General features: G+C 69.0%; 25 protein-coding genes. 17 read left to right on the forward strand and 8 right to left on the reverse strand.

The features are described from left to right. Both V6S85_RS24315 and V6S85_RS24320 read right to left on the reverse strand, forming a co-directional pair. On the reverse strand, positions 1-720 hold the full coding sequence (locus tag V6S85_RS24315; RefSeq protein WP_334350554.1) for a hypothetical protein: 720 nt from the start codon (positions 718-720) through the stop codon (positions 1-3). 237 nt (positions 721-957) lie between these two features. Continuing rightward, entirely contained in the window at positions 958-1,572 is a 615-nt protein-coding gene (locus tag V6S85_RS24320; protein WP_116565657.1) for a nitroreductase family protein, read from the reverse strand. 77 nt (positions 1,573-1,649) lie between these two features. On the opposite strand from V6S85_RS24320, the gene V6S85_RS24325 reads away from it, so the two are divergent. From V6S85_RS24325 to V6S85_RS24340, 4 genes are all read left to right on the forward strand, one after another. Further along, complete coding sequence (locus tag V6S85_RS24325) at positions 1,650-2,261, forward strand: NUDIX domain-containing protein (RefSeq protein WP_116565655.1); 612 nt, start codon at positions 1,650-1,652, stop codon at positions 2,259-2,261. Positions 2,262-2,333: 72 nt separating this feature from the next. Continuing rightward, positions 2,334-3,164, forward strand: coding sequence for a serine O-acetyltransferase (cysE, locus tag V6S85_RS24330; protein ID WP_116565653.1), 831 nt, complete (start codon positions 2,334-2,336; stop codon positions 3,162-3,164). A 314-nt stretch (positions 3,165-3,478) separates the two neighbouring features. Next, complete coding sequence (locus V6S85_RS24335; RefSeq protein WP_334350555.1) at positions 3,479-4,390, forward strand: LysR substrate-binding domain-containing protein; 912 nt, start codon at positions 3,479-3,481, stop codon at positions 4,388-4,390. A gap of 106 nt (positions 4,391-4,496) precedes the next feature. Continuing rightward, positions 4,497-4,703 (forward strand): DUF3126 family protein, encoded by a 207-nt coding sequence (locus V6S85_RS24340; protein WP_101711814.1) that lies wholly within the window; start codon positions 4,497-4,499, stop codon positions 4,701-4,703. Between the two features lie 184 nt (positions 4,704-4,887). Here the strand turns inward: V6S85_RS24340 and V6S85_RS24345 are convergent, their stop codons facing one another. After that, a complete protein-coding gene (locus V6S85_RS24345; RefSeq protein WP_334350556.1) occupies positions 4,888-6,153 on the reverse strand; it encodes an MFS transporter in 1,266 nt (421 codons plus the stop codon). A gap of 96 nt (positions 6,154-6,249) precedes the next feature. Here V6S85_RS24345 and V6S85_RS24350 point away from each other — a divergent pair, with 96 nt between their 5' ends. Further along, positions 6,250-6,864 (forward strand): TetR/AcrR family transcriptional regulator, encoded by a 615-nt coding sequence (locus V6S85_RS24350; protein ID WP_116565647.1) that lies wholly within the window; start codon positions 6,250-6,252, stop codon positions 6,862-6,864. Beyond that, complete coding sequence (locus V6S85_RS24355) at positions 6,861-7,541, forward strand: GNAT family N-acetyltransferase (protein ID WP_334350557.1); 681 nt, start codon at positions 6,861-6,863, stop codon at positions 7,539-7,541. The genes V6S85_RS24350 and V6S85_RS24355 overlap by 4 nt, the downstream gene beginning before the upstream one ends. Positions 7,542-7,624: 83 nt before the next feature. Here the strand turns inward: V6S85_RS24355 and V6S85_RS24360 are convergent, their stop codons facing one another. Together V6S85_RS24360 and V6S85_RS24365 are read right to left on the reverse strand one after the other, a co-directional pair. Beyond that, a complete protein-coding gene (locus tag V6S85_RS24360) occupies positions 7,625-9,616 on the reverse strand; it encodes an OPT family oligopeptide transporter (RefSeq protein WP_116565645.1) in 1,992 nt (663 codons plus the stop codon). Positions 9,617-9,717: 101 nt separating this feature from the next. Continuing rightward, positions 9,718-10,497 carry a PhoH family protein gene (locus V6S85_RS24365; RefSeq protein WP_116488730.1) on the reverse strand — a complete coding sequence of 260 codons (780 nt, stop codon included), beginning with the start codon at positions 10,495-10,497 and terminating at the stop codon, positions 9,718-9,720. A 312-nt stretch (positions 10,498-10,809) separates the two neighbouring features. Between V6S85_RS24365 and V6S85_RS24370 the strand changes: the two genes are divergently transcribed. The 7 genes from V6S85_RS24370 (at position 10,810) to V6S85_RS24400 (ending at position 16,304) form a co-directional block, all read left to right on the forward strand. Then, positions 10,810-11,337 (forward strand): gamma carbonic anhydrase family protein, encoded by a 528-nt coding sequence (locus V6S85_RS24370; RefSeq protein WP_334350558.1) that lies wholly within the window; start codon positions 10,810-10,812, stop codon positions 11,335-11,337. A 544-nt stretch (positions 11,338-11,881) separates the two neighbouring features. Beyond that, positions 11,882-12,163 carry a hypothetical protein gene (locus V6S85_RS24375; protein ID WP_116565641.1) on the forward strand — a complete coding sequence of 94 codons (282 nt, stop codon included), beginning with the start codon at positions 11,882-11,884 and terminating at the stop codon, positions 12,161-12,163. Next, a complete protein-coding gene (locus V6S85_RS24380; protein WP_165828731.1) occupies positions 12,163-12,600 on the forward strand; it encodes a periplasmic heavy metal sensor in 438 nt (145 codons plus the stop codon). The genes V6S85_RS24375 and V6S85_RS24380 overlap by 1 nt, the downstream gene beginning before the upstream one ends. Beyond that, positions 12,597-13,169, forward strand: coding sequence for an RNA polymerase sigma factor (locus V6S85_RS24385; RefSeq protein ID WP_243410492.1), 573 nt, complete (start codon positions 12,597-12,599; stop codon positions 13,167-13,169). The genes V6S85_RS24380 and V6S85_RS24385 overlap by 4 nt, the downstream gene beginning before the upstream one ends. 109 nt (positions 13,170-13,278) lie before the next feature. After that, a complete protein-coding gene (locus V6S85_RS24390; protein ID WP_334350559.1) occupies positions 13,279-14,985 on the forward strand; it encodes a copper resistance system multicopper oxidase in 1,707 nt (568 codons plus the stop codon). After that, positions 14,982-15,941, forward strand: coding sequence for a copper resistance protein B (locus tag V6S85_RS24395; protein WP_334350560.1), 960 nt, complete (start codon positions 14,982-14,984; stop codon positions 15,939-15,941). The genes V6S85_RS24390 and V6S85_RS24395 overlap by 4 nt, the downstream gene beginning before the upstream one ends. Before the next feature lie 33 nt (positions 15,942-15,974). Continuing rightward, on the forward strand, positions 15,975-16,304 hold the full coding sequence (locus V6S85_RS24400) for a copper-binding protein (RefSeq protein WP_116565633.1): 330 nt from the start codon (positions 15,975-15,977) through the stop codon (positions 16,302-16,304). 17 nt (positions 16,305-16,321) lie between these two features. On the opposite strand, the gene V6S85_RS24405 is transcribed toward V6S85_RS24400, so the two are convergent. Then, positions 16,322-16,582, reverse strand: coding sequence for a hypothetical protein (locus tag V6S85_RS24405; protein WP_334350561.1), 261 nt, complete (start codon positions 16,580-16,582; stop codon positions 16,322-16,324). A 172-nt stretch (positions 16,583-16,754) separates the two neighbouring features. After that, on the reverse strand, positions 16,755-17,228 hold the full coding sequence (locus V6S85_RS24410) for a GatB/YqeY domain-containing protein (RefSeq protein ID WP_334350562.1): 474 nt from the start codon (positions 17,226-17,228) through the stop codon (positions 16,755-16,757). Positions 17,229-17,663: 435 nt separating this feature from the next. Between V6S85_RS24410 and V6S85_RS24415 the strand changes: the two genes are divergently transcribed. The 3 genes from V6S85_RS24415 (at position 17,664) to V6S85_RS24425 (ending at position 21,384) form a co-directional block, all read left to right on the forward strand. Beyond that, the gene (locus tag V6S85_RS24415; RefSeq protein WP_334350563.1) at positions 17,664-19,328 is read left to right on the forward strand and encodes a choline dehydrogenase; all 1,665 of its coding nucleotides are present in this window, start codon (positions 17,664-17,666) and stop codon (positions 19,326-19,328) included. 185 nt (positions 19,329-19,513) lie between these two features. Next, positions 19,514-20,455, forward strand: a complete 942-nt coding sequence (locus tag V6S85_RS24420; protein ID WP_334350564.1) for an aldo/keto reductase — start codon at positions 19,514-19,516, stop codon at positions 20,453-20,455. Positions 20,456-20,520: 65 nt separating this feature from the next. Beyond that, positions 20,521-21,384, forward strand: coding sequence for a class I SAM-dependent methyltransferase (locus V6S85_RS24425; RefSeq protein ID WP_334350565.1), 864 nt, complete (start codon positions 20,521-20,523; stop codon positions 21,382-21,384). Positions 21,385-21,516: 132 nt separating this feature from the next. On the opposite strand, the gene V6S85_RS24430 is transcribed toward V6S85_RS24425, so the two are convergent. Beyond that, positions 21,517-22,062: a PAS domain-containing protein gene (locus tag V6S85_RS24430; protein WP_116488755.1), complete on the reverse strand. Its 546-nt coding sequence runs from the start codon at positions 22,060-22,062 to the stop codon at positions 21,517-21,519. A 177-nt stretch (positions 22,063-22,239) separates the two neighbouring features. Between V6S85_RS24430 and V6S85_RS24435 the strand changes: the two genes are divergently transcribed. Next, positions 22,240-23,157, forward strand: coding sequence for a hypothetical protein (locus V6S85_RS24435; RefSeq protein ID WP_334350566.1), 918 nt, complete (start codon positions 22,240-22,242; stop codon positions 23,155-23,157). Positions 23,158-23,354 lie beyond the last annotated feature (197 nt).

Consider the following 23,354-nt stretch of genomic DNA (forward strand, 5'->3'; position numbering starts at 1 on the left):
CTAGGCGGTGGGTAGTCCGATAGGGGTGAAGGCGACGTTTCGGATCGCCTCCCCCGAAAGCACTATGTTGGGCAGCGGCTTGTCGCGTGGATTGCGGACGTGATGGACGAGGCCGCCCTTGGCCACCAGGGTGAAGAGTTCGCACTCTGCAAGCACCAGTGAAACGATCTTCTTGGAGGAGTCCAAGGTCAGGTGCTTGAGAACGCCCTCATAGCCGACCGCGGCCCCATCAAGTTCCAAGTTGGTGACGACGTGGGCGATGGCGCCCTGTGCGGCCGTGGCTTCGGCCACCCATCCATACAGCGCGCTTCTGACAGGGCTTTTTGAAGCCAGCTGCCAACCTACCGCATAGTGCGTGGCGATGAAGGTGAGCACGGTCAGCAGGACCAGGTTGCCTAGAGCCCAGAGCAGGTCTAGGCCGCGTGCTCTGCCTTCCGACTGCGGCCAGTGCAGAGCCACGGCGTAGGGGTTGGGATGAGCGTTCTTCCAGCCGATATCGAGCAGGCCGCACAAGAGTTCGCCCAAGCCGTACAGTCCCGCCCAGCAAAAGTGGGCGGCAAGCGCTCCGCTGGCCACCAAGGCAAGCGTGATCACCGAGTTGGGCGGTGGAGGAGATGCTTCTAGGCCGGTCCGAAAGCCGCCGGAATAAACGCCGGCGACGAACGCGAAGCCTGGCGCTAGCAAAAAGATTGCGAGAACGAGCGTAAGGCTGAAGATCACCCAGTGCGCCGTGTCGGCGATTGTCCAGGTGAGTTCTTGTCGTCCTCCTGCGTCGGGGGCAGGCGAAGCACTCCGTCCTTGTCGGGCTTGGAATGCGCGATCACCTCCGCCCAGGAACCATATTGTTCCCGCGCTTGACGCAAAGCTTTCAAAGTCTCGGTCGACGTGACTTTCATGGCTTTAATATGTGTCTATCACCGTGCATCGCCAAGCGGAAACACAGGCATTTCAGCCTGCTTATCCCACCCACTCGCTCGTGATCGCCGCCACGTCCGGCCGCACGCGCTCCAGCGGCTGTTCCGCCGACGTGCCGACATAGAGGAAGCCGGCGACCTTCTCGTTCTTGGCCACGCCCAGGATGTCGAGCGCTCGCTGGTCGAAGCTGTACCAGTCGGTGATCCAGTTGGCGCCATAGCCCATGGCCGAGGCGGCCAGCAGCAGCTGAGTGCAGACTGCCCCGGCGCTCATCACCTGCTCCCATTCGGGCACCTCGTGCGGCACGGGGCGCGAGATCACGGCGATGGCCAGGGGCGGGGTCGTCAGCTTGCGCATGGCGGCCGTGGCCTTGGTCGGGTTGGCCTGGTCGGCGGCCAGGGGCGCGATCCTGGCGGCGAAGGCGGCCTTGGCCTCGCCGCGCAGGATCACGAACCTCCAGGGGAAGAGCTTGCCATGGTCGGGCACGCGCGCGGCCAGGCGCAGCAGGTCGGAAAGCTCGTCGTCGCCGGGGCCCGGCGCAACCAGCGCCATGGCCGAGGCCGAGCGGCGCCGCGCCAGGAAGGCGAGAACCTCGGGCGCCGCCTCGATCGCGATCGGTTCGCCGAATTCGGGGGCGGGGGGAATGGAACCGGCCAAGACGATCTCCTGAAAGCGCGCTACAGGCACGTCACCTATGGCCGCGCCCCGGCCGGCACAAGTCGCGAGTCGTTCGCATGTCCGATAAATTCGACTGGCTGAAACCGCACGGCGAACCGTGGAGCGTCACCAGCGCCAAGGTGGTCTACGACAATCCGTGGATCAATGTGACGGAGCACCAGGCTGTCGCGCCGACCGGACATCCGGCCCTGTACGGCAAGGTCAGCTTCAAGAACCAGGCGATCGGCGTCGTGCCGCTGCATGCCGACGGCACGGTGACCCTGGTCGGCCAGGCGCGCTTTCCGCGCGGCAACTACAGCTGGGAAATCCCCGAGGGCGGAGCGCCGATGGGCGAGGATCCGCTGGACGGCGCCAAGCGCGAACTGGCCGAAGAGGTGGGGCTGGTCGCGGCCGACTGGCGCCCGATCCTGACCATGGAGCTCTCCAACTCGATCAGCGACGAGGTCGCCCATGGCTTCCTGGCGCTCGACCTTTCATCCACCAAGGCCGAGCCGGACGAGACCGAGGACCTGGCCGTGGCCCGCGTGCCGTTCGCGCAGGCGCTGGATGCGGCGGTCGCTGGGCGAATGCCCGACTCGTTGACGGTGGCGTTACTGCTCCGAGTGCACCATATGGCGGTCGTGGGCGAGTTGCCGGCCGATCTGGCCGCGCTCGTCCTGGCGCGTTAACGGCGCGCCGCCTGTTCGGCTGGAGCGTTTTGAATAAATATGCTCTAGTCTCCGCTGGGAAGGGAGAGCCCCGTGGCCAAGCACCTCGAAGTCGTGACCGAGCGCGCCGCGCCGCCCGTCTGGGCCGCGCTGCGCAACCAGGCCGAACATGCCGCCAAGGCCGAACCGGCCCTGGCCTCGCTGCTCAACGCCGTGATCCTCAGCCACGACAACCTGGCCGACGCCCTGACCTTCCAGCTGGCCCGCAAGCTGGGCGACCAGGAAATGCGGGCCATGACCGCCCGCGAGTTCGCCGCCGAGGCCTTCGAAAGCGACCCGGCCCTGGTGGCCGCCGCCGAGGCCGACCTGCGCGCGGTGTTCGAGCGCGACCCGGCCACCAAGGGCTATGTCCAGCCGTTCCTGTTCTTCAAGGGCTTCCTGGCCCTGCAGACCCACCGCGTCTCCCACTGGCTGTGGGAGAACAACCGCGAGACCCTGGCCTTCTACCTGCAAAGCCGCGCCAGCGAGGTCTTCCAGGTCGACATCCACCCGGCCTCGCGCGTGGGCGCGGGCGTGTTCATCGACCACGGCACCGGCATCGTCATCGGCGAGACGGCGGTCGTGGGCGACGACGTCTCGATGCTGCACGGCGTGACCCTGGGCGGCACCGGCGCCGAACGCGGCGACCGCCACCCCAAGATCGGCAAGGGCGTGCTGCTGGGCGCGGGCGCCAAGGTGCTGGGCAATATCCAGATCGGCGACTACGCCAAGGTGGCCTCCGGTTCGGTGGTGCTGAAGCCCATCCCGGCCCACTGCACGGCCGCTGGCGTGCCGGCCCGCATCGTCAACTGCCCCACCTGCGAAGAGCCGGCCCGGACCATGGACCACACCCTGGCCGACGTGGTGTACGACTACGTGATCTGAGGGCTCCGCCCTCCCGTAGAGAGTCCTTTTCTTCCGTAAAACCCCCGCGAAAGCGGGGACCCAGGCGTTTTATCGTCAGGCGCCGTTGATTGCACAAAAAGCCTGGGCCCTCAGCGACACGCCGCCAGCCGCGCCGTCTCCAGCCTCGGTTCAGGCCTCACTGTCATTCCGTAGATCGCCAGCGCCCACAGCGCCGCGACCGCCGCCCATTGGGCCGGCGTGATTTTCCGCTGTCTGTCCATGCATCGCTTTATCCGGCGGTTGCTCCGGCGCGGCTAACGACTTATCGGTCGAGGTCTGTGAGGTTTCGTCACATGGCCCGACGTCCGCTGCCGCCGCTGAACGCCCTGCGCGCCTTCGAGGCCTTCGGCCGGCGCGGCCGCATGACCCTGGCGGCCGACGAGCTGTGCGTCACCCACGGCGCGGTCAGCCGGCAGATCCGCCAGTTGGAGGACCATCTCGGCGTCGCCTTGACCGAGGGGCCGCGCAACCGCCTGACCATGACCGAGCAGGGGCTGAAGCTGGCCCAGGGCCTGACCAGGGCCTTCGACATCCTGGACGAGGTCGTGCCGCGTCCGCCCGAGGACGAACCGCGTCCGACCGTGGTCTCTTGCCTGCCGACCTTCGCGATGAAGTGGCTGATCCCGCGCCTGCCCGACTTCCTGGAGCGCTTTCCCGACACGCCGGTGCGGGTGGCAGAGTCCAATGGTCCGTTCGATTTTCGCGCCGACGGGATCGACCTGGCCATCCGCATGCGCGATCCCGACGGCCCGCCGTCGCCCGACAGCGAGGCGACGGCCTTCCTCGACACCCATGTCGGTCCGGTCGTGGCGCCGGACCTGGCCGCGCGGGCCGCGAGCATCGAGGGGCTGCTGTCCCTGCCGCGCCTGCATACCCGCACCTTCCTGCACGGCTGGGACCAATGGGCCGGCCGAGCGGGCGTCGCCCTGCCGCCGGCCGGGCTGGTGCGCGAGTTCGACCATTACTTCTACATGATCGAGGCGGCGGCGGCGGGGCTGGGCGTGGCCATGGTTCCGCACGCCTTCGTGGAGCGAGACCTGGCGGCCGGCCGGCTGGTCGCGCCGCTGGGCATGGTTCCCGAGCCTACCTTGCTTTGCGCCCTGACGCCCGGTTCGGGAGCTTCGCGCGGGGCGCGGCGGTTCCGGGACTGGCTGGTCGAGCAGGGCCGGGCCTCGTCGCCACCGCCGTTTTCTCAACAGACCTGAGCGGCGTCTCGCGCAAAAGGCCTTACACTTTGCGCCGTGGACCTCTAGTTTCCCGCCATTCCGCCCCACGGGGGCGAAAGACCACCAACGAGATCAGGAGCCCCCCGTGGACGCCGCCGCCATCGCCAAGCTCGAAGCCCACCTGAAGCGCACCTTCGGCAACCCCCACATCGCCGTGAAGGCCCGTCCCAAGCAAAAGGACTCGGCCGAGGTCGAAGTGAAGGGCGAGTTCATCGGCGTCGTCTTCCAGGACGAGGACGAGGACGGCTCGTACATGTTCGAGATGGCCATCCTGGCCGAAGACCTCGACTAGGCCTTTCGCCTGTTCAGGCTGGAAGCGGCCGCTCCGGTTCTCCGGGGCGGCCGTTTTTGTTTCGGCATCCCTCCGCGAAATCCCCGCGAAAGCGGGGACCCAGGCTTTTTCTGAAACGCGGGGGCGCTTGACGATAAAACGCCTGGGCCCCCGCTTTCGCGGGGGTTTTACGGAGAAGGCGGGTTCAGGCCGCCATCGCCTTCACCTCGCGACGGATCAGCAGCGAGGCGCCCGCCGCGATCAGGGCGGCCGCGCCCGCCAGGACGAAGGCCTGGACGTACTGGCCCTGGGCGGCGCGGATCATGCCCGCGCCCACCGCCGCCGTCGCCGCGCCCAACTGGTGGCCGGCGGCGATCCAGCCGAACACGATCGGGCCGTCGCGGTCGCCGAAGGCCTGGGTGGCTAGGCGCGCGGTGGGCGGCACGGTGGCGATCCAGTCCAGGCCATAGAACACCGCGAACACCGACAGGCTGACGATCGAGAAGTCCGAATACGGCAGGTAGATCAGCGAGAGGCCGCGCAGGGCGTAGTAGACGAAGAGCAGCTTGCGCGGGTCGTAGCGGTCGGTCAGCCAGCCCGACGCCGTGGTGCCGAAGAGATCGAACAGGCCCATCAAGGCCAGGAGCCCGGCGGCGCGGACCTCGGGCATGCCCCGATCGCCGCAGAAGGCGATCATGTGCACGCCGATCAGGCCGTTGGTGGTCAGGCCGCAGATGAAAAAGCCCAGGAACAGCAGCCAGAAGGTGCGGGTCCTGGAAGCGCGCGCCAGGGCCCCGAAGGCGCCGGCCAGCGCGTTGGACGCCGAGCCGCGCGGCGGTTCCTGCCAGTCCTCGCCCGCGCCGAACGGCTTGTGGCCGATGTCGGACGGCCGTTCGGGGATCAGCAGCCAGGCGATCGGGGCCATGATGGCGGCGACGGCGGCCACCGTCAGCACCACCGGGCGCCAGCCGCCGTGCTCGGCGATGAAGGCCATGGCCGGCAGGAAGATCAGCGAGCCGGTGGCCGTCGCGGCCGTCAGCAGGCCCAGCATCAGGCCGCGCCGCTCGACGAACCAGCGATTGACGATGGTCGCGCCCAGCACCATGGCCACCGCGCCGCTGCCGAAGCCGGCCAGCACGCCCCAGGTGGCGACGTAGTGCCAGCTCTGCGTCATGAAGGCCGACAGGCCCGTGGAGACGGCCATCAGCACCAGGGCCAGGCTCACCGTCTTGCGCACGCCGAACGACTGCATCAGGGCGGCGGCGAAGGGACCGGTCAGGCCATAGAGGAAGATGCCGATCGCCGCGGCCAGCGAGATCGAGCCCCGGTCCCAGCCGAAGCTCTTTTCCAGCGGCAGGATCAGCACGCCCGGCGCGGCTCGAAGGCCTGCGGCCGCCAGCAGGGCCAGGAAGGTCACGCCGGCCACCACGAAGGCGTAGTTACGGCCGAAGGGGCGACGGATCGTGGCCATGGAGCGCCTCGCTCAGGAAGAATGTAACCGATCGGTACGGGTCTTGATGGCGTTGTACGTACCGGTTAGTAACATCGTCAAGAGGCCTTCTTTCCGATGACGAAATCCGACGCCGACGCCCCCCTGCATCTCCAGCCCTACGGGCCGGGCCCCCGTGCGGCCGAGAAGATCTTCGAGACGGCCCGCGACCTGTTCTACCGCGAAGGCATCCGCGCCGTCGGCGTCGACGAGATCGTCAGCAAGGCGGGGGTGACCAAGCCCAGCCTCTATCGCAGCTTCAAGTCCAAGGACGACCTGGTGGCCGCCGTGCTGCGCGAGGTGGAGGAGGGCTTCTGGGACCGCTTCAAGTCGGCCGAGGACGCCTTTCCCGGCGACCCCAGGGCCCAGATGGTCGCCTATTTCGAGGGGCTGGCCGCGCGCTCGGTCGGTGACGACTATCGCGGCTGCGCGCTCAGCAACGCCGCGGTGGAGTATCCCGACCGACAGCATGTGGGCCGCATGGTCTCGCAGGCCCACAAGGAGCAGCTGCGCGATCGCCTGCGCGCCAAGGCCGGCGAGATGGGGGCGAGCGATCCGAAGGCGCTTGGCGACGCCTTGCTGCTGCTGATCGAGGGGGTCTTCACCTCCAGCCAGATGTTCGACGGCGACGACAAGCCGGCCATGGCCAGCGTCGGCGCGGTGAAGGCCCTGATCGCGGCGTACTGCCCGTGAGCCATCCCCTCGACCGCCCCGTCTGGTCCAGCCTGTCCGGCCGGCAGGCCAGCCTCGCCATTTCGCGCGGCGGGGCCTTGCGGATGGATCCTGATTTCGGCCTGTTCGCCGCCGTCGCCGACGAGGCGCCGGAGGCCTTGGAGGCCTTGGGCGCGCTGGTGCGCGCGCATGGAAACAGCGGCCTGGTGGAGCTTTCGCCGCCGCCGCCGGTTCCGGGGACGACCGTGCTGTCCAGCGCCCTGTGCTGGCAGATGGCGGCGGAGGCGATCACGCCGCTGAAGCCGCTGGACTTCGAAATCGTCCCGCTGGGCGAGGCCGACGCGCCAGAGATGCTGGCCCTGGCCACCTTGACCAAGCCTGGCCCGTTCTTCTCGCGCACCCACGAGCTGGGCGCGTTCGTCGGCGTGAAGGTCCGCGGCGAGCTGGCGGCCATGGCCGGCGAGCGGATGCGGCCAAGCGGCTTCACCGAGGTCAGCGGCGTCTGCACCCGACCCGATTTTCGCGGCAAGGGCTACGCCGCCGGCCTGATGGCGCACGTGGCCGGGGCGATCCTGGCGCGGGGCGAGACGCCGTTCCTGCACAGCTACGCCGACAACGCCGGGGCCAACGCGCTCTACCGGGCCCTGGGTTTCGAGCGCCGGGCGGACGTCTGGTTCACGGTGCTGGCCCCGGAGTAGGCCAGAGCTTCCGTCCCCAAACGAAAAGACCCCGGAAGGCGCTGGCCGTCCGGGGTCTTTGTTGTTCAGTGGAGAGAGGCCGATCAGGCCTCTTCCATCTTCCGCGCCTGGATCCGGCACCAGCCGTAGAGGCCGGCGACCACCACGGCCGCGACGATGATGGCGATGATCATCCCCAGGTGCTCGGGCGGCGGATTGGCGATGGCCAGGGGCGCGCCCTTGTTAGTCGAGACGATCAGCAGGGCCAGGGCCACGTTGAACAGGCTCTCGCCGACGATGAAGCCCGAGGCGATCAGCACGCCCAGGCGCTTGGCGACCTCGGCCTTGCGGTCCTTGGAGACCACGCGCTCGAAGATCCAGCCGGCGACGGCGCCGACGACCACCGGGGCGGTCACGGCGCTGGGCAGATAGATGGCCAGGCCCACGCCCAGCGGCGGCAGGCTGAAGCGGTCCTTGCTGGCGCGGCGCAGGACGATGTCGACCACGACGAGCGCCAGGCCGATGAGGGCGCCGACGCCCAGCAGGTCCCATTGCAGGTTGTGGCCGATGACGCCCTTGGCCAGGGTCGAGATCAGCGTCGCCTGCGGCGCGGCCAGGGGCTCGGCGCCGGGCACGACGTTGAGGTTCGGGGCGCCGACGAAGCCGTTCGACTTGGCCAGCAGGTCGAGCACGAACGGGATGACCGTCGCGCCCGAGAGCACGCCGATCACCAGGGCCGACTGCTGCTTCCACGGGGTGGCGTCGACCAGCTGGCCGGTCTTCAGGTCCTGCAGGTTGTCGTTGGCCACCACGGCCACGGCCAGGACGGTGGCGGTGACGTAGAGGGCGAAGGCGACCAGGGCCTTGGCGGCGTCCGGGCCGATCAGGCCGCGGCCGATGGCCCCGACCAGCAGCGAGGCGCCAAGAACGGTCAGGATGGCGATGCCCGAGACCGGGCTGTTGGACGAGCCGATCAGGCCGGCCATGTAGCCGCAGACGGCGGCGGCCAGCAGGCCGGCGAACACCAGATAGGCGACGGCGGCGATGGTCAGCGGCAGGGCGAGAGCGCCGGCCGGACCGCCCAGGGCGAAGGCGGCCAGCAGCCAGCCGGCCGGGGCCAGCAGGGCGATCGACACCAGGCCGACGACGAACAGCGGGATGTCCTGCTCGACGCGCGGCAGGTCGCCGCCGCCCGAACGGCGGGCCTTGCCGGCCTCGAAGGCCGAAACCAGGCCGCGCCAGATCGGCACGACCAGCTTGCCCAGGGTCCAGATGGCGGCCGCGCCGATGACGCCGGCGCCCAGGAAGCGCACCTTGGTGGCCCAGACGGTCAGGGCGTGGTCGGCAACGCTGGCGCCGGCCTCGGCCGGGAACACGCCGGTCAGGATCGGCACCAGCACGGCCCAGGCGATGAACAGGCCGGTGAACATGGCGATGCCGACGGTGATGCCCATCAGGTGGCCCGCGCCCATCAGGGCCAGCGAGCTGGACGCGCCGATGCCGGTCGCGCCCTTGCCGACCTTGACGAAGGCGGCGACCTCGGCGGCGAAGATCTTGGCCGCGCCCAGCGCGGCGAAGGCGGCCGACGCCAGGGTGCCGGCGATCACGGCCCACAGGCCCGCCTTGCCCTCGGCCGCGCCTTCACGCGAACCCGAACCGACCTTCAGCACCTCGGCGGCGGCGACGCCTTCCGGGTAGGGCAGGGGCGAGTTGGTGACCAGCGCCCGGCGCAGCGGGATCGTGTACATCACGCCCAGGATGCCGCCGACGGCGCAGATGCCGAAGGTGGCCAGGAACGGGATGTCCGACCACCAGCCGATCATCAGCAGGCCCGGCAGCACGAAGATCACCGACGACAGCGTGCCCGCGGCCGAGGCGATCGTCTGGACGATGTTGTTTTCCTGGATGGTCGAGGTGCGGAAGAACCGCAGCAGGGCCATCGAGATCACCGCGGCCGGGATCGAGGTGGCGAAGGTCAGGCCGACCTTCAGGCCCAGATAGACCTGGGCGGCCGTGAAGACGACGGTGATGAGGATGCCCAGTATCACGCCGCGGAGCGTGAACTCCGAGCGCGGGGCGGCGGTGATATCGGACATGCGGGTTCCGCAAACAGTTAAGGCGGCCGGACCTTGCCGTCCGACCGCCTCATACTCAAGCCCGGAAGGGCATATGCTGTTACAAAATCACAGAATTAGGGTCACAGAACGCCCAGCATCTCGGCCACGAGGGGGTGGCGGACGATGTCGCGGTCTTCCAGGCGGACGACGGCGATGTTGGACATCTGCTCGAAGCGGTCGGCCACGTCGCCCAGGCCCGAGATCCCCGGCAGCAGGTCCGACTGGTTCGGGTCGCCCGTCACCACCATGGTCGAGTGCCAGCCCAGGCGCGTCAGCAGCATCTTCAGCTGCATGTAGGTGCAGTTCTGGGCCTCGTCGATCACCACGAAGGCGTTGTTCAGCGTGCGGCCGCGCATGAAGCCGACCGGGGCGATCTCGATGGCGCCCTCGGCCATCAGGGCCCGCATCCGCTTGACCGAAAGGCGATCGGTCAGGGCGTCGTAGAGCGGCCGCAGATAGGGGGCCAGCTTGTCTTCCATGTCGCCCGGCAGGTAGCCGATCGACTCCCCGGCCTCGACGGCAGGGCGGGACAGGACGATGCGGTTGACCCGGCCGGCCTCGAGCGCCTCGACGGCCTTGGCGATGGCCAGATAGGTCTTGCCGGTGCCGGCAGGGCCCAGGGCCAGGACCAGGTTCTTGGAATCCATGGCCTCCATGAGCTGCGCCTGGCCTGGCGATTTCGGTTTTATCGTCTTGATGTAGCTCTGATCCCTGGGCGCGTTGTCGGCGTCGCCGAGGGGCGACCAGCCGCCGCGATGCTCCACCGGCAGGCGACGCACCTTGGCGTCGTCGTCGTAGCGGCCGTCGGCGCCTTCGCGCACCATCCGCTTCAGGGCTCGCTTGGTCATCAAAGCCTCCATTCAGGCATGAAAAAAGGACGAGGCCGTAAGGCGTCGTCCTTGGATCGATGGGCGGAGCAGAAGACGGAGCCGCAGGCGCGGCCGGGCGGCTCGGTGGAGCCCCAGGAAGGCGGTGCTGTACGCCGGAACGCCGAACGCAAGACCCTGTTCTCCGTCGTCAGGAGGCCGCGGTCGGTATGGTCCGCGGCGGATACGGAAGGAAAGTCTCCCGATGAAGGGATGTTCCATGCCGAATCACCGGATTTACAATGGGGTGATTATGGTTTCTGAGCGATTAAGTTTTTGCGTGGCGAAAGAACACGGGGTGCACGGATGACTGTCTATTCGTTGGGCGATATCGCGCCGGATCTTCCGCCGCAGGACGAATATTGGATCGCCCCGACCGCTAGCGTGATGGGCAATGTCGTGCTCAAGCAGAACGCCAGCGTCTGGTGGGGCGCGGTGGTGCGCGGCGACAACGACCCGATCACCATCGGCGAAAACAGCAACATCCAGGACGGTTCGGTGCTGCACACCGACGCCGGGATCCCGCTGACCATCGGCGCCAACGTCACGGTCGGCCACATGGTCATGCTGCACGGCTGCACGATCGGCGACGGCTCGCTGATCGGCATCGGCTCGATCATCCTCAACGGCGCCAGGATCGGGAAGAACTGCCTGATCGGGGCCGGCGCCCTGATCACCGAGGGCAAGGAAATCCCCGACAACTCGATGGTGGTCGGCGCCCCGGGCAAGATCATCCGCGAGGTCAGCGAGCACCAGGCGATGATCCTGCAGGCCTCGGCCCTGCATTATGTGCAGAACTGGAAGCGCTATCGCGCCGGCCTGAAGGCGCTTTGAGGCAGGCGATCTGAGAGGAAAAGCGCAGGAGCGCCGCCCGGAGGGGGGGGGATGGGCGGCGCTCCTGTCAGACCCGCGCAAGGGGCTTGAGCGCGGGGCCTTCTCACGACGGCGGCGGGACTGTCGCCGGCGTGGAAGTCGGATGGACCGGGAAGGCGCTCTCCACGAAGCCGCCGGTCGATCTGATGACCGGCATGATGTCGGTCGGCCCTTCCGATCGGATTAAGGTTGAGTTCGCGCAAAATCAGTAACGACGTTCCATGGTTTCCCGGGGCGACGCTCGGGCGGAAACCCCGTCGTCCAAGCCAAGGTTCGCCGGGCTCGCCTTATGGGCGAGTTGTCTTCGTATTTTCCGGATAGAACGAGGCCGGCCGGAATCTTTTCGCCTTTTCCGCGAGCCGCTCGGGTCTCCTGACGGCTCGGCCTGCGGCAATATGACCGGAAGGCCGCCGTAGGCCTTCGCGGTTGGTGGGCGGACCGGCCATTTGTTGAGGGATCGGGCCGCGCCCGGCGTATTGTCCTGTCGAGAGCCAGGGAAACCGACATGAGCGAACAGCTCGACCATTTGATCGAAGCGATGCGGCGCCAGCCGCAGGCCCGGCTGGACGGCCTGGAGGGGCGGGTCTGGGCGCGGATCGACGCCCAGCGCCAGCCCTCCGGGATGCTGCTGACGCCGCTGCGCGCCGCCGCGGTGGTGGCCGCCCTGGGGATCGGCATGATCGGCGGCAACCTCGCCACGACCTCGACGACGAGCAGGCCGGTCGAGATCGCGGCCTTCTCGGTCGACGCCCACCTGGCGCCGTCAACCCTGCTGGACGGTCGGTGATGGCGGTTTCGCGCGGCGCGGTGCTGACCGTGGTGCTGGCCCTGGCGGCCGGGATCGGCGGCGGCTGGCTCGGCTCGGGCCATCTGTTTCCCAAGCGCGAGGCGCCGTCGCTGCACGACGTCGTCCACAACGAGCTGAAGCTGACCGGCGAGCAGGATCGCCGCATCGAGGCGCTGGAGCAGGACTTCGCCGTGCGCCGACGCGCGCGGGAGGCCGAGCTGCGGGCCGCCAACGCCCAGCTGGCCGCCGCCATCCAGGCGCGGCACGAATATACGCCCGAGGTCGCCGCGGCGGTCGAGCGCTTCCATGTCGCGATGGGGACCCTGCAGAAGGAGACCGTCGAGCACGTGCTGGCCATGCGCAAGGAGCTGACCCCGGCGCAGGCGGCCAAGTTCGATCGTCGCGTCAGCGAAGCGCTCACGCCCGAGACCCCGTGACCCCGCCATCGGGCGACGAGGAGGACGGCGCGCTGGCCCGCAGGGCGGCGCGGGGCGACGACCTCGCCTTCAGCCTGCTCATGCGCCGTCACAAGGGCAGGCTCCACGCCTTCGCCCGGCGTCACCTGGGCGACGCCGACGCGGCCCTCGACGTCGTGCAGGAAAGCTTCGTCGCCGCCTGGAAGGCGCTGGACCGCTATGATCCCGCACGCCCGTTCTCGACCTGGCTGGCCGCCATCGCCCTGAACAAGTGCCGCGATCGCGGCCGGCGCCTGAAGGTGCGGCGGCTGATCCTGGGCGAGCGTTCGATCGACGCCCCGGGAACTCCGGACTACGCCGACCCGGCGGCGGGGCCGGAGACGCAGGCCCTGCGCGCGGAGCAGATGGCGCGGTTGGAGCGGGCGATCGCGCGGCTTCCCGACCAGTTGAAGGAGCCGCTGATCCTGACCAGCCTGGAGGGGCTGTCCCAGCAGGAGGCGGCCGATCTGCTGAAGGTCAGCGCCAAGGCGGTCGAGACCCGCGTCTACCGGGCCCGCCGGCGGCTGGCCGAATGGCTGGCCGAGGCCTGAAACATTTTGCCGCGAGGCTGAGGGAAGGGCGCGTGGGGCGCGTAGCATGGGACAAGACCGCGTCGCGCCCGAAGGGGCGCTCCCCCGGCGCGCCGTACGAAGGACTGACATGCGTATCCCCAGCGGGGCCCTGGACCGCCGCCGTTTCCTGCAATCCCTGGCGGTCCTCGGCGGCGGCGCGGCGCTGGCCGAGCTGCTGCCCGCCTGGGCGCGCACCGCGCAGGCGGCCGAGCGCTCGCCCGCGGCGCTGAGCGGCGAGGATATCCGGCTGACGATCGGCCACACCTCCATCTCGGTGGACGGCCGCGCCAGCCATGCGGTGACGATCAATGGAACCGTGCCCGGGCCGCTGATCCGGCTGAAGGAGGGCCAGACCGTCCGGCTGCACGTCAGCAACGGCCTGGAGGAGGAGACCTCGATCCACTGGCACGGCCTGCTGGTGCCGTTCGAGATGGACGGCGTGCCTGGCGTCAGCTTTCCGGGGATCAAGCCGGGCGAGACCTTCGTCTACGAGTTCAAGGTCAGGCAGTCGGGGACCTTCTGGTACCACAGCCACTCGGGCCTGCAGGAGCAGGTCGGCCACTACGGCCCGATGATCATCGATCCGGCCGGCGAGGACCCCGTCGCGTTCGACCGCGAGCATGTCGTGGTGCTGTCGGATCACAGCCACGTCCACCCGCACCAGATCTTCCGCCGGCTCAAGCAGCAGAGCGGCGCCTTCAACTATCAGCGCCAGACCATCGCCGGCCTGCTGAAGGGCAAGGATCAGACCCTGGCCGAGCGCCTGGAATGGGGCCGGATGCTGATGGACCCGACCGACATTTCAGATGTCACTGGGGCGGCCTACACCTTCCTGATCAACGGGCGAGGCCCCAGCGACAACTGGACGGGCCTGTTCGCGCCAGGCGAGCGGGTGCGGCTGCGGTTCATCAACGCCGCCGCCCAGTCGGTGTTCAACGTCCGCATTCCGGGGCTGAAGCTGACCGTGGTCGCCGCCGACGGCCAGCACGTGCGGCCCGTCGAGGTCGACGAATTCCAGATCGGCAACGCCGAGACCTACGACGTCATCGTCCAGCCCGCCGAGGACAAGGCCTTCACCATCGTCTCGGAGTCGGTCGACCGCTCGGGGCTGGGGCGCGCCACGCTAGCGCCGCGACCGGGGATGAGCGCCGAGGTCCCGCCCGTGCGCAAGCGTCCCCTGGCCAACATGCGCGACATGGGCATGGAAATGGGGGGCATGGACCATGGCGACATGGACATGTCGATGCGCAATCCCGACAACGCCCCGCAGGTCCCGCTCGGCCCCGGCGTGCAGATGCTGGCGCCGATGGCGGCGGACCGCACCGGCGAACCCGGCCAGGGCCTGGCGGACGCCGGCCACCGGGTGCTGGTCTATCGCGACCTCGTGGCGCTGGAGCCCAATCCCGACCAGCGCGCGCCGGAACGGTCGATCGAGATCCACCTGACCGGCAACATGGAACGCTTCATGTGGGGCTTCGACGGCCGCAAGTTCAGCGACAGGCCGCCGCCCTACGCGTTCCGGCACGGCGAGCGCGTGCGGGTCGTGCTGGTCAACGACACCATGATGGCCCACCCGATCCACCTGCACGGCCACTATTTCGAGCTGGCCTTCGGTCCCCCCGGGCGCATGCCGCGCAAGCACACGGTGATCGTGCTGCCGGGCGGCCGGGTCGCCTTCGACTTCACCGCCGAGACCGGCGACTGGGCCTTCCACTGCCACATGCTCTACCACATGCACGCGGGGATGTTTCAGGTCTTCAGCGTGCGGGACGGCCAGGGGGAGGGCGCGCGATGAAGGCCGCCCTGATCGTCCTGCTGCCGGTGCTGTGGGCCGGCCCGGCCCTGGCGCAGCACGACCATCACGCGCCGGCTCCGGCCGATCCGCACGCGGGTCACGACATGAGCGCGACGTCAGCGGCTCCGCAGGCCGCGCCCGACCCCCACGCCGGCCACGACATGGGCGCGATGGCGCCCGAACCGTCGCCCGAACCGTCGACGGAGCCGCCGCCGCTTCCCGACCGCGAGACCGCCGCCCCGCCGCCGCCGACCGACCACCTCGCCGACCGGATCTTCGATCCCGCCGCGATGGAGTGGGCGCGGGCGGTTCTGCGCCAGGAGCACGGCGGAGCCCAGGCCTCGCAGGTGATGCTCAGCCTCTTCGAATACCGGGCCGGGTCCGGCGCCGACGTCTATCACTGGGCCGGCGAGGCCTGGTTCGGCGGCGACATCGACCGGCTGGTGATCAAGTCGGAAGGCGAGGGCGACCGTCACGGCGTCGAGAGCGGCGAGGTGCAGGCGCTCTATTCGCGGGCGATGGGTCTCTATACCGACCTGCAGGTCGGCGTCCGCCAGGACCTGGAGCCCAGGTCGCGCACCTATGCGACCGTGGGGTTCGAGACCCTGTTGCCCTACTGGATCGAGGCCGAGGGCGCGGTCTTCGTGTCCAGCAAGGGCGACGTCCTGGCCCGGGCCGAAGGCGCGATCGACTGGCGCCTGACCCAGCGCCTGATTCTGCAGCCGCGCGCCGAGGTCAACTTCGCCGCCCAGGACGTTGCCGAGACCGGCACGGGCTCGGGCCTGTCCGACGCCGAACTGGGCCTTCGCCTCCGCTACGAGGTGCGGCGCGCGTTCGCGCCCTATGTCGGCGTCGCCTGGGGTAGGCGCTTCGGGCGCACCGCCGACTACGCGCGCGCCGCCGGGGAAGAGGTTTCAGACACCAGCGTGGTGCTGGGCCTGCGGGCCTGGTTCTAGCGCCCGACAGTCATTGGTTCACGGAGTAAGCTCATGAAAGTTCTCGCCATCGTCGGCGGCCTCGCCGCCCTGGTCCTTCTCGCCCAGCCGGCCGTCGCCCAGACCGACGACCACGCCGGTCATGTGGGCCATGCCGCCCCCGCCGCGGCCTCGGCGATCGAGGCCGTAGGCGTGGTGCGCGCCGTCAACGCCAAGGCCGGCAAGGTCACCCTGGCGCACGAGGCGATCCCCGCCCTCAAGTGGCCGCCGATGACCATGGCCTTCAAGGTCGCCGATCCGGCCCTGCTCAAGGATCTCGCGGTCGGGACCAAGGTCCGCTTCAAGCTGGACGGCCAGACGATCGTAGGTCTGACCGCGCTCTAGGCTGGAGCGCCGTCACGTCACTTGGTCTCGTTTTTCTTCTTCTTTCCTTGGTCGTAATGCCACTTGATGGAGAAGAACATGCCAACTCCCAGCACCAGGATTTTGAGCGGGAAGAAAACGATAGGAAACCAATCTACCCAAGTCACAATGATGCTCCAGGATGGCATCGAAAGCGGATGCGCATCGTTTTGCCGAGGAATGGGCAGCCTACCAATTTTGTTCGTTTGAGCGTCGTGGACAAAGTGTCCAAGCACCACAGTCGGTTTGATGCTGATCATGCACCTCGGAGCGAGCGCGGGCTGAGCGCCCTCGATCGCAACGCCTCATCTGATTTTCCGCGCCGCGGCGAATAGTCCAGATCATGGCCGCGACGGCCTTCTCGGCGGCCCCTGTCAGTGAGCGGAGCGTCGCTGCGCAGTCCCGCCGCGAGACTGCGCAGTCGACCGCAATTCAAGCCCTGGCCAACATGCTGGCCGTCTTGCCGTCATACTGGCCGCCGAAGCTGGTCTTCAGGTGGGCCATGATCGTCCCGACGTTGGCGTCGGGGTTCTTGGCCCGAAAGTCGTTGATGGCCTCGCGCAGTTCCGATTCCGTCATCTGCTTTGGGCCATACGAGGACAGGATCGCCAGTTCGGTTTCAGCCGCCTTGGTCCGCTCGTCCACCTTCGACGTATCACCACCGGCTTCGACCAGGCGCGCGCGTTCGGTCGCGAGATTTTCCAGCGTCAGCTTCGTGTTCTTCAAGAACTTAGCGACGGTTGCGACAACCTTTTCGTCAGTGACTTCCGTCACGCCGCGCTTGAATTCCTCGGTCGTGATCTGCGTAGCTTCGCCGATCAACGTGGTGAGCAGGTCAGCCTTCAGACGGTCGTTCAGCTTGCGCGCCGCTAGTTGGTCAGATTTGAGCTCGTCGAGCAAAGCCATGTCGTCGTCCTTTCAGTTCACTCTATCGATAGCGCCGTAGTGCATGGTGACCCCAGCTCTTCAAGAGCACGGGCGAGGCGTCAGTCACGAGGCGTTATCCGGGCTAAATCCCCCGCCTCGTCAGCGCGACGATCCTGTATATCTCGGACAGGGCAGGGGGCGCATGGCTGAACGCATTTCGATGCCGGCCCACTTGCGCGACGAGGTCGCGCCGGAGGGCTGGGGGGTCGGCGTTTCCGCATATGGCCGCTTCTGCGGTGGGCGAGCCGCGGACCAGGCGGGGCGGCAACATGCAGCGCCTCTCATTATTGACAGCCTAAGCCTGCTTTAGGGACAGCTCTAACCTGTACCGACAAACGTCCATGCCCCCTTGCCGCCGCTTCGGGACCGGGTCACTCTCTGTCTTAACAACGATAACATTGTGGGAGGGACGCCATGTCGGGCACGCGCTACGACTACGTCATCATCGGCGCCGGCTCGGCGGGGTGCGTGCTGGCCGCGCGGCTGAGCGAGGATCCGGCGGTGAAGGTGCTGCTGCTGGAGGCCGGCGGCAAGAATGGGTCTGTGCTGGTGCGCATGCCCGCCGGCGTGGGCGAGTTGATCAAGGCCAAGGGCGAGAGTAACTGGGGCTTCTGGACGGAGGCCGAGCCGCATCTCGACGGCCGCAAGCTGTGGTGGCCGCGCGGCCGGGGGCTGGGCGGCAGTTCGGCGATCAACGGCATGATCTACATCCGCGGCCACGCGCGAGACTACGACCAGTGGCGGCAGATGGGCCTTTCCGGCTGGTCCTACGCCGAGGTGCTGCCCTACTTCAAACGCTCGGAAACCTTCCACGGCGGCGGCTGCGCCTATCACGGCGGCGACGGGCCGCTGCACGTCTCGGCCGGCGAGTCCGACAGTCCGTTCTACAAGGCCGTGATCGAGGCCGGCCGCCAGGCGGGCCATCCGGTGACCAAGGATTTCAACGGCTTCCAGCAGGAGGGCTTCGGGCCCTACGACCTGACCATCCGCGACGGCAAGCGCTGGAGCGCGGCCGCCGCCTATCTGGCGCAGGCCCTGTCGCGGCCGAACCTGACCTGCCTGACCGAGGCGCGCACCACCCGCATCGTCGTCGAGAACGGCAAGGCGGTCGGCGTCGAATACGTCTTCGGCAAGGGGGGCGAGAAGGCGATCGCCTATGCCGACGCCGAGGTGCTGCTGAGCGCCGGCGCGGTGCAGTCGCCGCAGATCCTGCAGCTGTCGGGGATCGGCGATCCGGACGCCCTGAAGGCCGCCGGCGTGACGCCAGTGCACGAGGCGCGGGGCGTCGGCCAGAACCTGCAGGATCACCTGGACGTCTGCCTGTCGTGGACGACCAAGGGCCTGAAGACCGCCTACTCGGCCAACAAGGGGCTGAACAAGCTGGGCGTGGGGCTGTCGTACCTGCTGATGGGCAAGGGCATCGGGCGGCAGAACTTCCTGGAGTCGGGCGCCTTCCTGCGCTCGCGGCCAGATCTCGACCGGCCCGACCTGCAGATCCACGCCGTGCTGGCGATCATGCAGGACCACGGCAAGGTGCTGGTCGAGAAGGACGGCTTCACGCTGCACGTCTGTCAGCTGCGCCCCGAGAGCCGGGGCTGGGTCGGACTGCACTCGTCGGATCCGTTCGCCGATCCGAAGATCCTGGCCAACTACCTGGCGGCCGACGAGGATCGCCGGGCCATGCGCGAGGGCGTTCGGATCGGTCGCGACGTCGCCGCCCAGGCCGCGCTGGATCCTTATCGCGACAGCGAGTACGCGCCGGGCGCGGACGTCAGGAGCGACCAGGAGATCGACGCCTGGATCCGCGCCAAGGCCGAGACGATCTATCACCCGGTCGGCACTTGCCGGATGGGGGCGGCGGGCGATCCGCTGGCGGTGGTCGACGACCAGCTGCGGGTGCAGGGCCTCTCGGGGCTGCGGGTGATCGACGCTTCGGTGATGCCCACCCTGATCGGCGGCAACACCAACGCCCCGACCATCATGATCGCCGAGCGCGCCGCCGACCTGCTGCGTGGCAAGGCGACCCTGGCGCCTTCGGAGGTTCCGGTGTTCGAGGGGGCGCCGGCGGTGGCGGCCTAGTGCGATCTTCTTACCGTAAGATCCCCGCTTTCGCGGGGGTTTTACGCAGCAGGGGCGAGGCGACGACCCAGCCGTTTCGGATAGATCCGTCACGAAAGCCCAATAGGCCTTATTTCGAAGTTTGATTGCGTGTCCGGGTCCGAAGTCGCGCAAGCTTCGGCTCGCTCTCGCACAAGGATCCGCTCATGAGCCAACGTCCCCTCGGCCGCTCCGGCCTCTCGATCGCTCCGCTGGTGTTCGGCGGCAACGTCTTCGGCTGGACGGCCGACGAGGCGACCTCGTTCCGCCTGATCGACGCCTTCGTCGACGGCGGCTTCGACGCGATCGACACGGCCGATGTCTATTCGGCCTGGGTTCCTGGCCACGAAGGCGGCGAGTCCGAGGCGGTGATCGGCCGCTGGCTGGCGGCTGGCGGCCAGCGCGACCGCATCAAGATCCTGACCAAGGTGGCCAAGTGGCCCAAGCGTCCCGGCCTGTCGGCCGCCAACATCGTGGCGGCGCTGGAAGACTCGCTGCGCCGCCTGAACACCGACCATGTCGACCTCTACCAGTCGCACGAGGACGACGAGAACACGCCGCTCGACGAGACGCTGGAGGCCTTCGACCGGCTGGTGAAGGCCGGCAAGGTGCGGGCGATCGGCGCCTCGAACTTCACGCCCGATCGCCTCGAGGCCTCGCTGAAGACCTCGGCCGACAAGGGCGTGGTGCGATACGAGTCGATCCAGCCGAAGTTCAATCTCTATGACCGCGACGAGGTCGAGGGGCCGCTGGCTGAACTCGCGGCGCGCGAGGGGATCGGGATCATCCCGTTCTACGGCCTGGCCGCCGGCTTCCTGACCGGCAAGTACCGCAGCGAGGCCGACCTTGAGGGCAAGGCCCGCGGGCGTACGGTGAAGGGCTATCTCAACGACAAGGGCCTGAGGATCCTGGCCGCGCTCGACGAGGCGGCGCAGGCGACCGGCGCCACCCCGGCCCAGGTCGCCCTGGCCTGGATCGTCGCCCATCCGGCCATCACCGCCCCGATCGCCAGCGCCACCAGCGTCGCGCAGCTGGAGGAACTGCTGGCGGGCGTGCGGCTGACCCTGGCGCCCGAGGTGATCGCGGCCCTGGACGCGGCCGGGCGGTAGTCGACAGCCGCGAGGCGAGGGGCTATTCCTTGTTGAGAGCAATTCTCAAATATGGGGCCGCCGCCATGACCGAGCGCAACGTGAACCAGATCTCCGACTGGAACGGCCGCACCGGCGAGCGCTGGGTGGCCAACCAGGCGCGGCTCGACCGCATGCTCGAAGACTATGGCCAGGCGGCGATCGCCGCCGCCGCGCCGGCCGCCGGCGAGCAGGTGCTGGACATCGGCTGCGGGGCCGGGGCGGGCAGCCTGGAGATCGCCGCCCTGGTCGGGCCGTCGGGCGCGGTGCTGGGCGTCGACGTTTCCGAGCCGCTGGTCGCCCGGGCGCGCGAACTGGCGGCCGAGGCGGCCAATGTGAGGTTCCAGGTGGCCGACGCCAGCCGGGCCCTGCTGCCGGTCGAGCAGTTCGACCTGCTGTTCTCGCGCTTCGGGGTGATGTTCTTCGACGAGCCCGCCCATGCCTTCGCCCACATGCGGCGGGCGCTGAAGCCGGGCGGGCGGCTGGCCTTCGTCTGCTGGCGCGGGGCGGGCGAGAACGACTGGGGGCGCCTGCCGATGAAGGCCATCGGGCCGATCGTCGGGACGCCGGCGCCGGCCCCGCCCGAGGCGCCAGGGCCGTTCTCGTTCGGCGACAGGGCGCGGGTGGAGCGGATCCTCGGCGAGGCCGGCTTCGCCGACGTCGCCTTCACGGCGATCGACCATCCGATCACCTTCGGCGAGGGCGAAACCCGGCAGGCGGCGATCGAGGACGCGGTGGACCTGGCCTTCCAGGTCGGCCCGCTGACCCGGGCCCTGGCCGATAAGCCGGAGGCGGTGCGCCAGCAGGCGATCCCGGCCGTACGCGAAGCCTTCGCGGCCAAGGCCGTCGGCGAAGCGGTGGTGATCGAGGGCGCGGGCTGGGTGGTCACGGCGCGTAACAGGGCCGCCTAAGGGTCGGACGAAGGGGCGCTCCCACCGTGGCGGCGCTCTCCCGAGCCCCCCTCCGTCCTTCCGGCGTCGTCTCCGGCAAGCCGACGCAAAACCTCCCGCCAGAGCACGGGAGGAAACTCTTGTGTCGCCGTCTCAGGCGATCAGGCGGCCGTCCAGGCTGGCCAGGCGCAGGCGCGGAGCCTCGGCGTTGGTGGGGGCCAGGGCCTGGATCCGGCGCACGCCCAGCTCATAGGCCGGCCGGCCCATCAGGCGCTGCATCATGGCGATCGGCTGGTAGAGGCCCAGGAACCGGTCGGCCTCGCCGCTGGCGCCGGTCATCGGGGCCAGCAGCACCTCCATGCCGACGGAGGCCACGCCATGGGCGCGGATGTCGGCGGTGACGACCACCGGCTCACCCCGGCGGCGGGCCACTTCCAGCGCCGACTTCACCTCCAGCCGGTGCGACAGCGCCCACATCGACAGCTGGTCTTCGCCGCGCAGGTCGCGGGCGTGCAGGTCGGTGACGAAACCGCCGGCCAGGCGGAAGGGATAGCGCCCGTTTCCGCGTCCGAGGATGAACACCTGGGGCAGCAGGTCGAGGAAATCGCCCGGATCGACGCTGGCGCGCGCCGGCATCCGGCCGTCGCCGGCCCGGTTTCGCCAATAGTCTATCAACCGTTCCGTGCTTGGATGGAACATCGTCGTCCCCTTGCGGGTCCTTTCGCGGTCCAGATCGACCGCATGGGGCTTGCTAGGAGAACCGGGCCAGGGGCCCTGTCGTATCGTCTTGGCACAGAGTCGAGGCGCGGCGGGCCCATGGCGCGCTTCTTGCTGGAGAACCAGCCGGAAGACGTCGCTGTGTGAAGGGGAGACGCCATGACGGCGCCGAAACTGACCGTGTCCAAGCTGTGGATCGCCATCGGGGCGGCCGTGGCCGGACTCTTCGTGGGCGGCGTCGCCTACGCCCAATGCAACAGCGGCTGCACGCCGACGCCTCCGACCTGCTGTGCGCCTCCGCCCGCGCCCCCGCGCCCGCCCAAGCCGCCGAGCGGCTGCGACAACGGCTGCGGCGGCGGTGGCGGCGGTCACTGGGGCGGCGGCGGCAAGACCAACGTCAACGTGAACGTCAACGTGAACGCCAATGCGAGCGCCAACGCCTCGGTGCGCGCCGGATCCAACGCCTCGGCCGGCGCGGCCGTCTATTACGGCGGCGGCGCCCATGGCGGCTACTATTCGGGCCCGCAGCCCACCGGCTACATCCAGGGCCTGAACGTCATCGGCGGCGAAGCCGCGCGCCGTACGGCCTACGAGGCCACCCGCACCCGCTTCAAGCGCGTCGTCGTCCGCGCCGTCTGCCTGGACGACAAGGACATCCCGCACCCGGCCTCGCAGGTCACGCCCGACCGCGAGATCGACGACCTCTATGACGGCGAGCTCTATCGCTGCATCGCCGGCAGCCGCATGCAGTACGTGGTCGGCGAGTATTCCGGCCTGATCGACGCCAGCACCGGCGGCCAGACCTATATCTGCGCCAAGAACGAGGCCCTGTATCACACGCCTGGCGCGCGTGGGGGCCAAGGAGGCGGCGAAGGCGGGACCCTGGTCTGCCGTCCGCAGCGTCCGGCCCGCGACTGCAACGAGCGTTCGCTGCTGCGCCGCTACGGCGCCGGCGTGAAGATCCTGTCGATCCTGACCACCGAGACCTACACCGCCTATCGCGAGGAGACCGTGCGCGAGTCCAGTTCGAGCATGAGCCTCAGCCTCGACGGCGGCGTCGGCGGGGTGGTTTACTAGGCCGCTCCCAACGTCTCGAACGACAAAGGCCTCCGCCCGAAAGGACGGAGGCCTTTTTCTTTTTCCTCCCCCGCTTGCGGGGGAGGGGGACCGCGAAGCGGTGGAGGGGGGGAGACCGGGCGCTGTGCCGGCCGGGGGGGGGGGGGGGGGGGGGGGGGGGGGGGGGGGGGGGGGGGGGGGGGGGGGGGGGGGGGGGG

Source organism: Caulobacter sp. CCNWLW153 (assembly GCF_036889365.1).
Classification (GTDB): Bacteria; Pseudomonadota; Alphaproteobacteria; order Caulobacterales; family Caulobacteraceae; genus Caulobacter; species Caulobacter radicis.

What these genes read in the sequence shown, in the direction of transcription:
- V6S85_RS24325 (WP_116565655.1), top strand. Translation starts at nt 1,650, where the DNA reads ATGTCCGATAAATTCGACTGGCTGAAACCGCACGGCGAACCGTGGAGC.
- V6S85_RS24335 (WP_334350555.1), top strand. Translation starts at nt 3,479, where the DNA reads ATGGCCCGACGTCCGCTGCCGCCGCTGAACGCCCTGCGCGCCTTCGAG.
- V6S85_RS24345 (WP_334350556.1), bottom strand. Translation starts at nt 6,153, where the DNA reads ATGGCCACGATCCGTCGCCCCTTCGGCCGTAACTACGCCTTCGTGGTG.
- V6S85_RS24350 (WP_116565647.1), top strand. Translation starts at nt 6,250, where the DNA reads ATGACGAAATCCGACGCCGACGCCCCCCTGCATCTCCAGCCCTACGGG.
- V6S85_RS24360 (WP_116565645.1), bottom strand. Translation starts at nt 9,616, where the DNA reads ATGTCCGATATCACCGCCGCCCCGCGCTCGGAGTTCACGCTCCGCGGC.
- V6S85_RS24365 (WP_116488730.1), bottom strand. Translation starts at nt 10,497, where the DNA reads ATGGAGGCTTTGATGACCAAGCGAGCCCTGAAGCGGATGGTGCGCGAA.
- V6S85_RS24370 (WP_334350558.1), top strand. Translation starts at nt 10,810, where the DNA reads ATGACTGTCTATTCGTTGGGCGATATCGCGCCGGATCTTCCGCCGCAG.
- V6S85_RS24375 (WP_116565641.1), top strand. Translation starts at nt 11,882, where the DNA reads ATGAGCGAACAGCTCGACCATTTGATCGAAGCGATGCGGCGCCAGCCG.
- V6S85_RS24380 (WP_165828731.1), top strand. Translation starts at nt 12,163, where the DNA reads ATGGCGGTTTCGCGCGGCGCGGTGCTGACCGTGGTGCTGGCCCTGGCG.
- V6S85_RS24390 (WP_334350559.1), top strand. Translation starts at nt 13,279, where the DNA reads ATGCGTATCCCCAGCGGGGCCCTGGACCGCCGCCGTTTCCTGCAATCC.
- V6S85_RS24395 (WP_334350560.1), top strand. Translation starts at nt 14,982, where the DNA reads ATGAAGGCCGCCCTGATCGTCCTGCTGCCGGTGCTGTGGGCCGGCCCG.
- V6S85_RS24400 (WP_116565633.1), top strand. Translation starts at nt 15,975, where the DNA reads ATGAAAGTTCTCGCCATCGTCGGCGGCCTCGCCGCCCTGGTCCTTCTC.
- V6S85_RS24405 (WP_334350561.1), bottom strand. Translation starts at nt 16,582, where the DNA reads ATGATCAGCATCAAACCGACTGTGGTGCTTGGACACTTTGTCCACGAC.
- V6S85_RS24410 (WP_334350562.1), bottom strand. Translation starts at nt 17,228, where the DNA reads ATGGCTTTGCTCGACGAGCTCAAATCTGACCAACTAGCGGCGCGCAAG.
- V6S85_RS24415 (WP_334350563.1), top strand. Translation starts at nt 17,664, where the DNA reads ATGTCGGGCACGCGCTACGACTACGTCATCATCGGCGCCGGCTCGGCG.
- V6S85_RS24420 (WP_334350564.1), top strand. Translation starts at nt 19,514, where the DNA reads ATGAGCCAACGTCCCCTCGGCCGCTCCGGCCTCTCGATCGCTCCGCTG.
- V6S85_RS24425 (WP_334350565.1), top strand. Translation starts at nt 20,521, where the DNA reads ATGACCGAGCGCAACGTGAACCAGATCTCCGACTGGAACGGCCGCACC.
- V6S85_RS24430 (WP_116488755.1), bottom strand. Translation starts at nt 22,062, where the DNA reads ATGTTCCATCCAAGCACGGAACGGTTGATAGACTATTGGCGAAACCGG.
- V6S85_RS24435 (WP_334350566.1), top strand. Translation starts at nt 22,240, where the DNA reads ATGACGGCGCCGAAACTGACCGTGTCCAAGCTGTGGATCGCCATCGGG.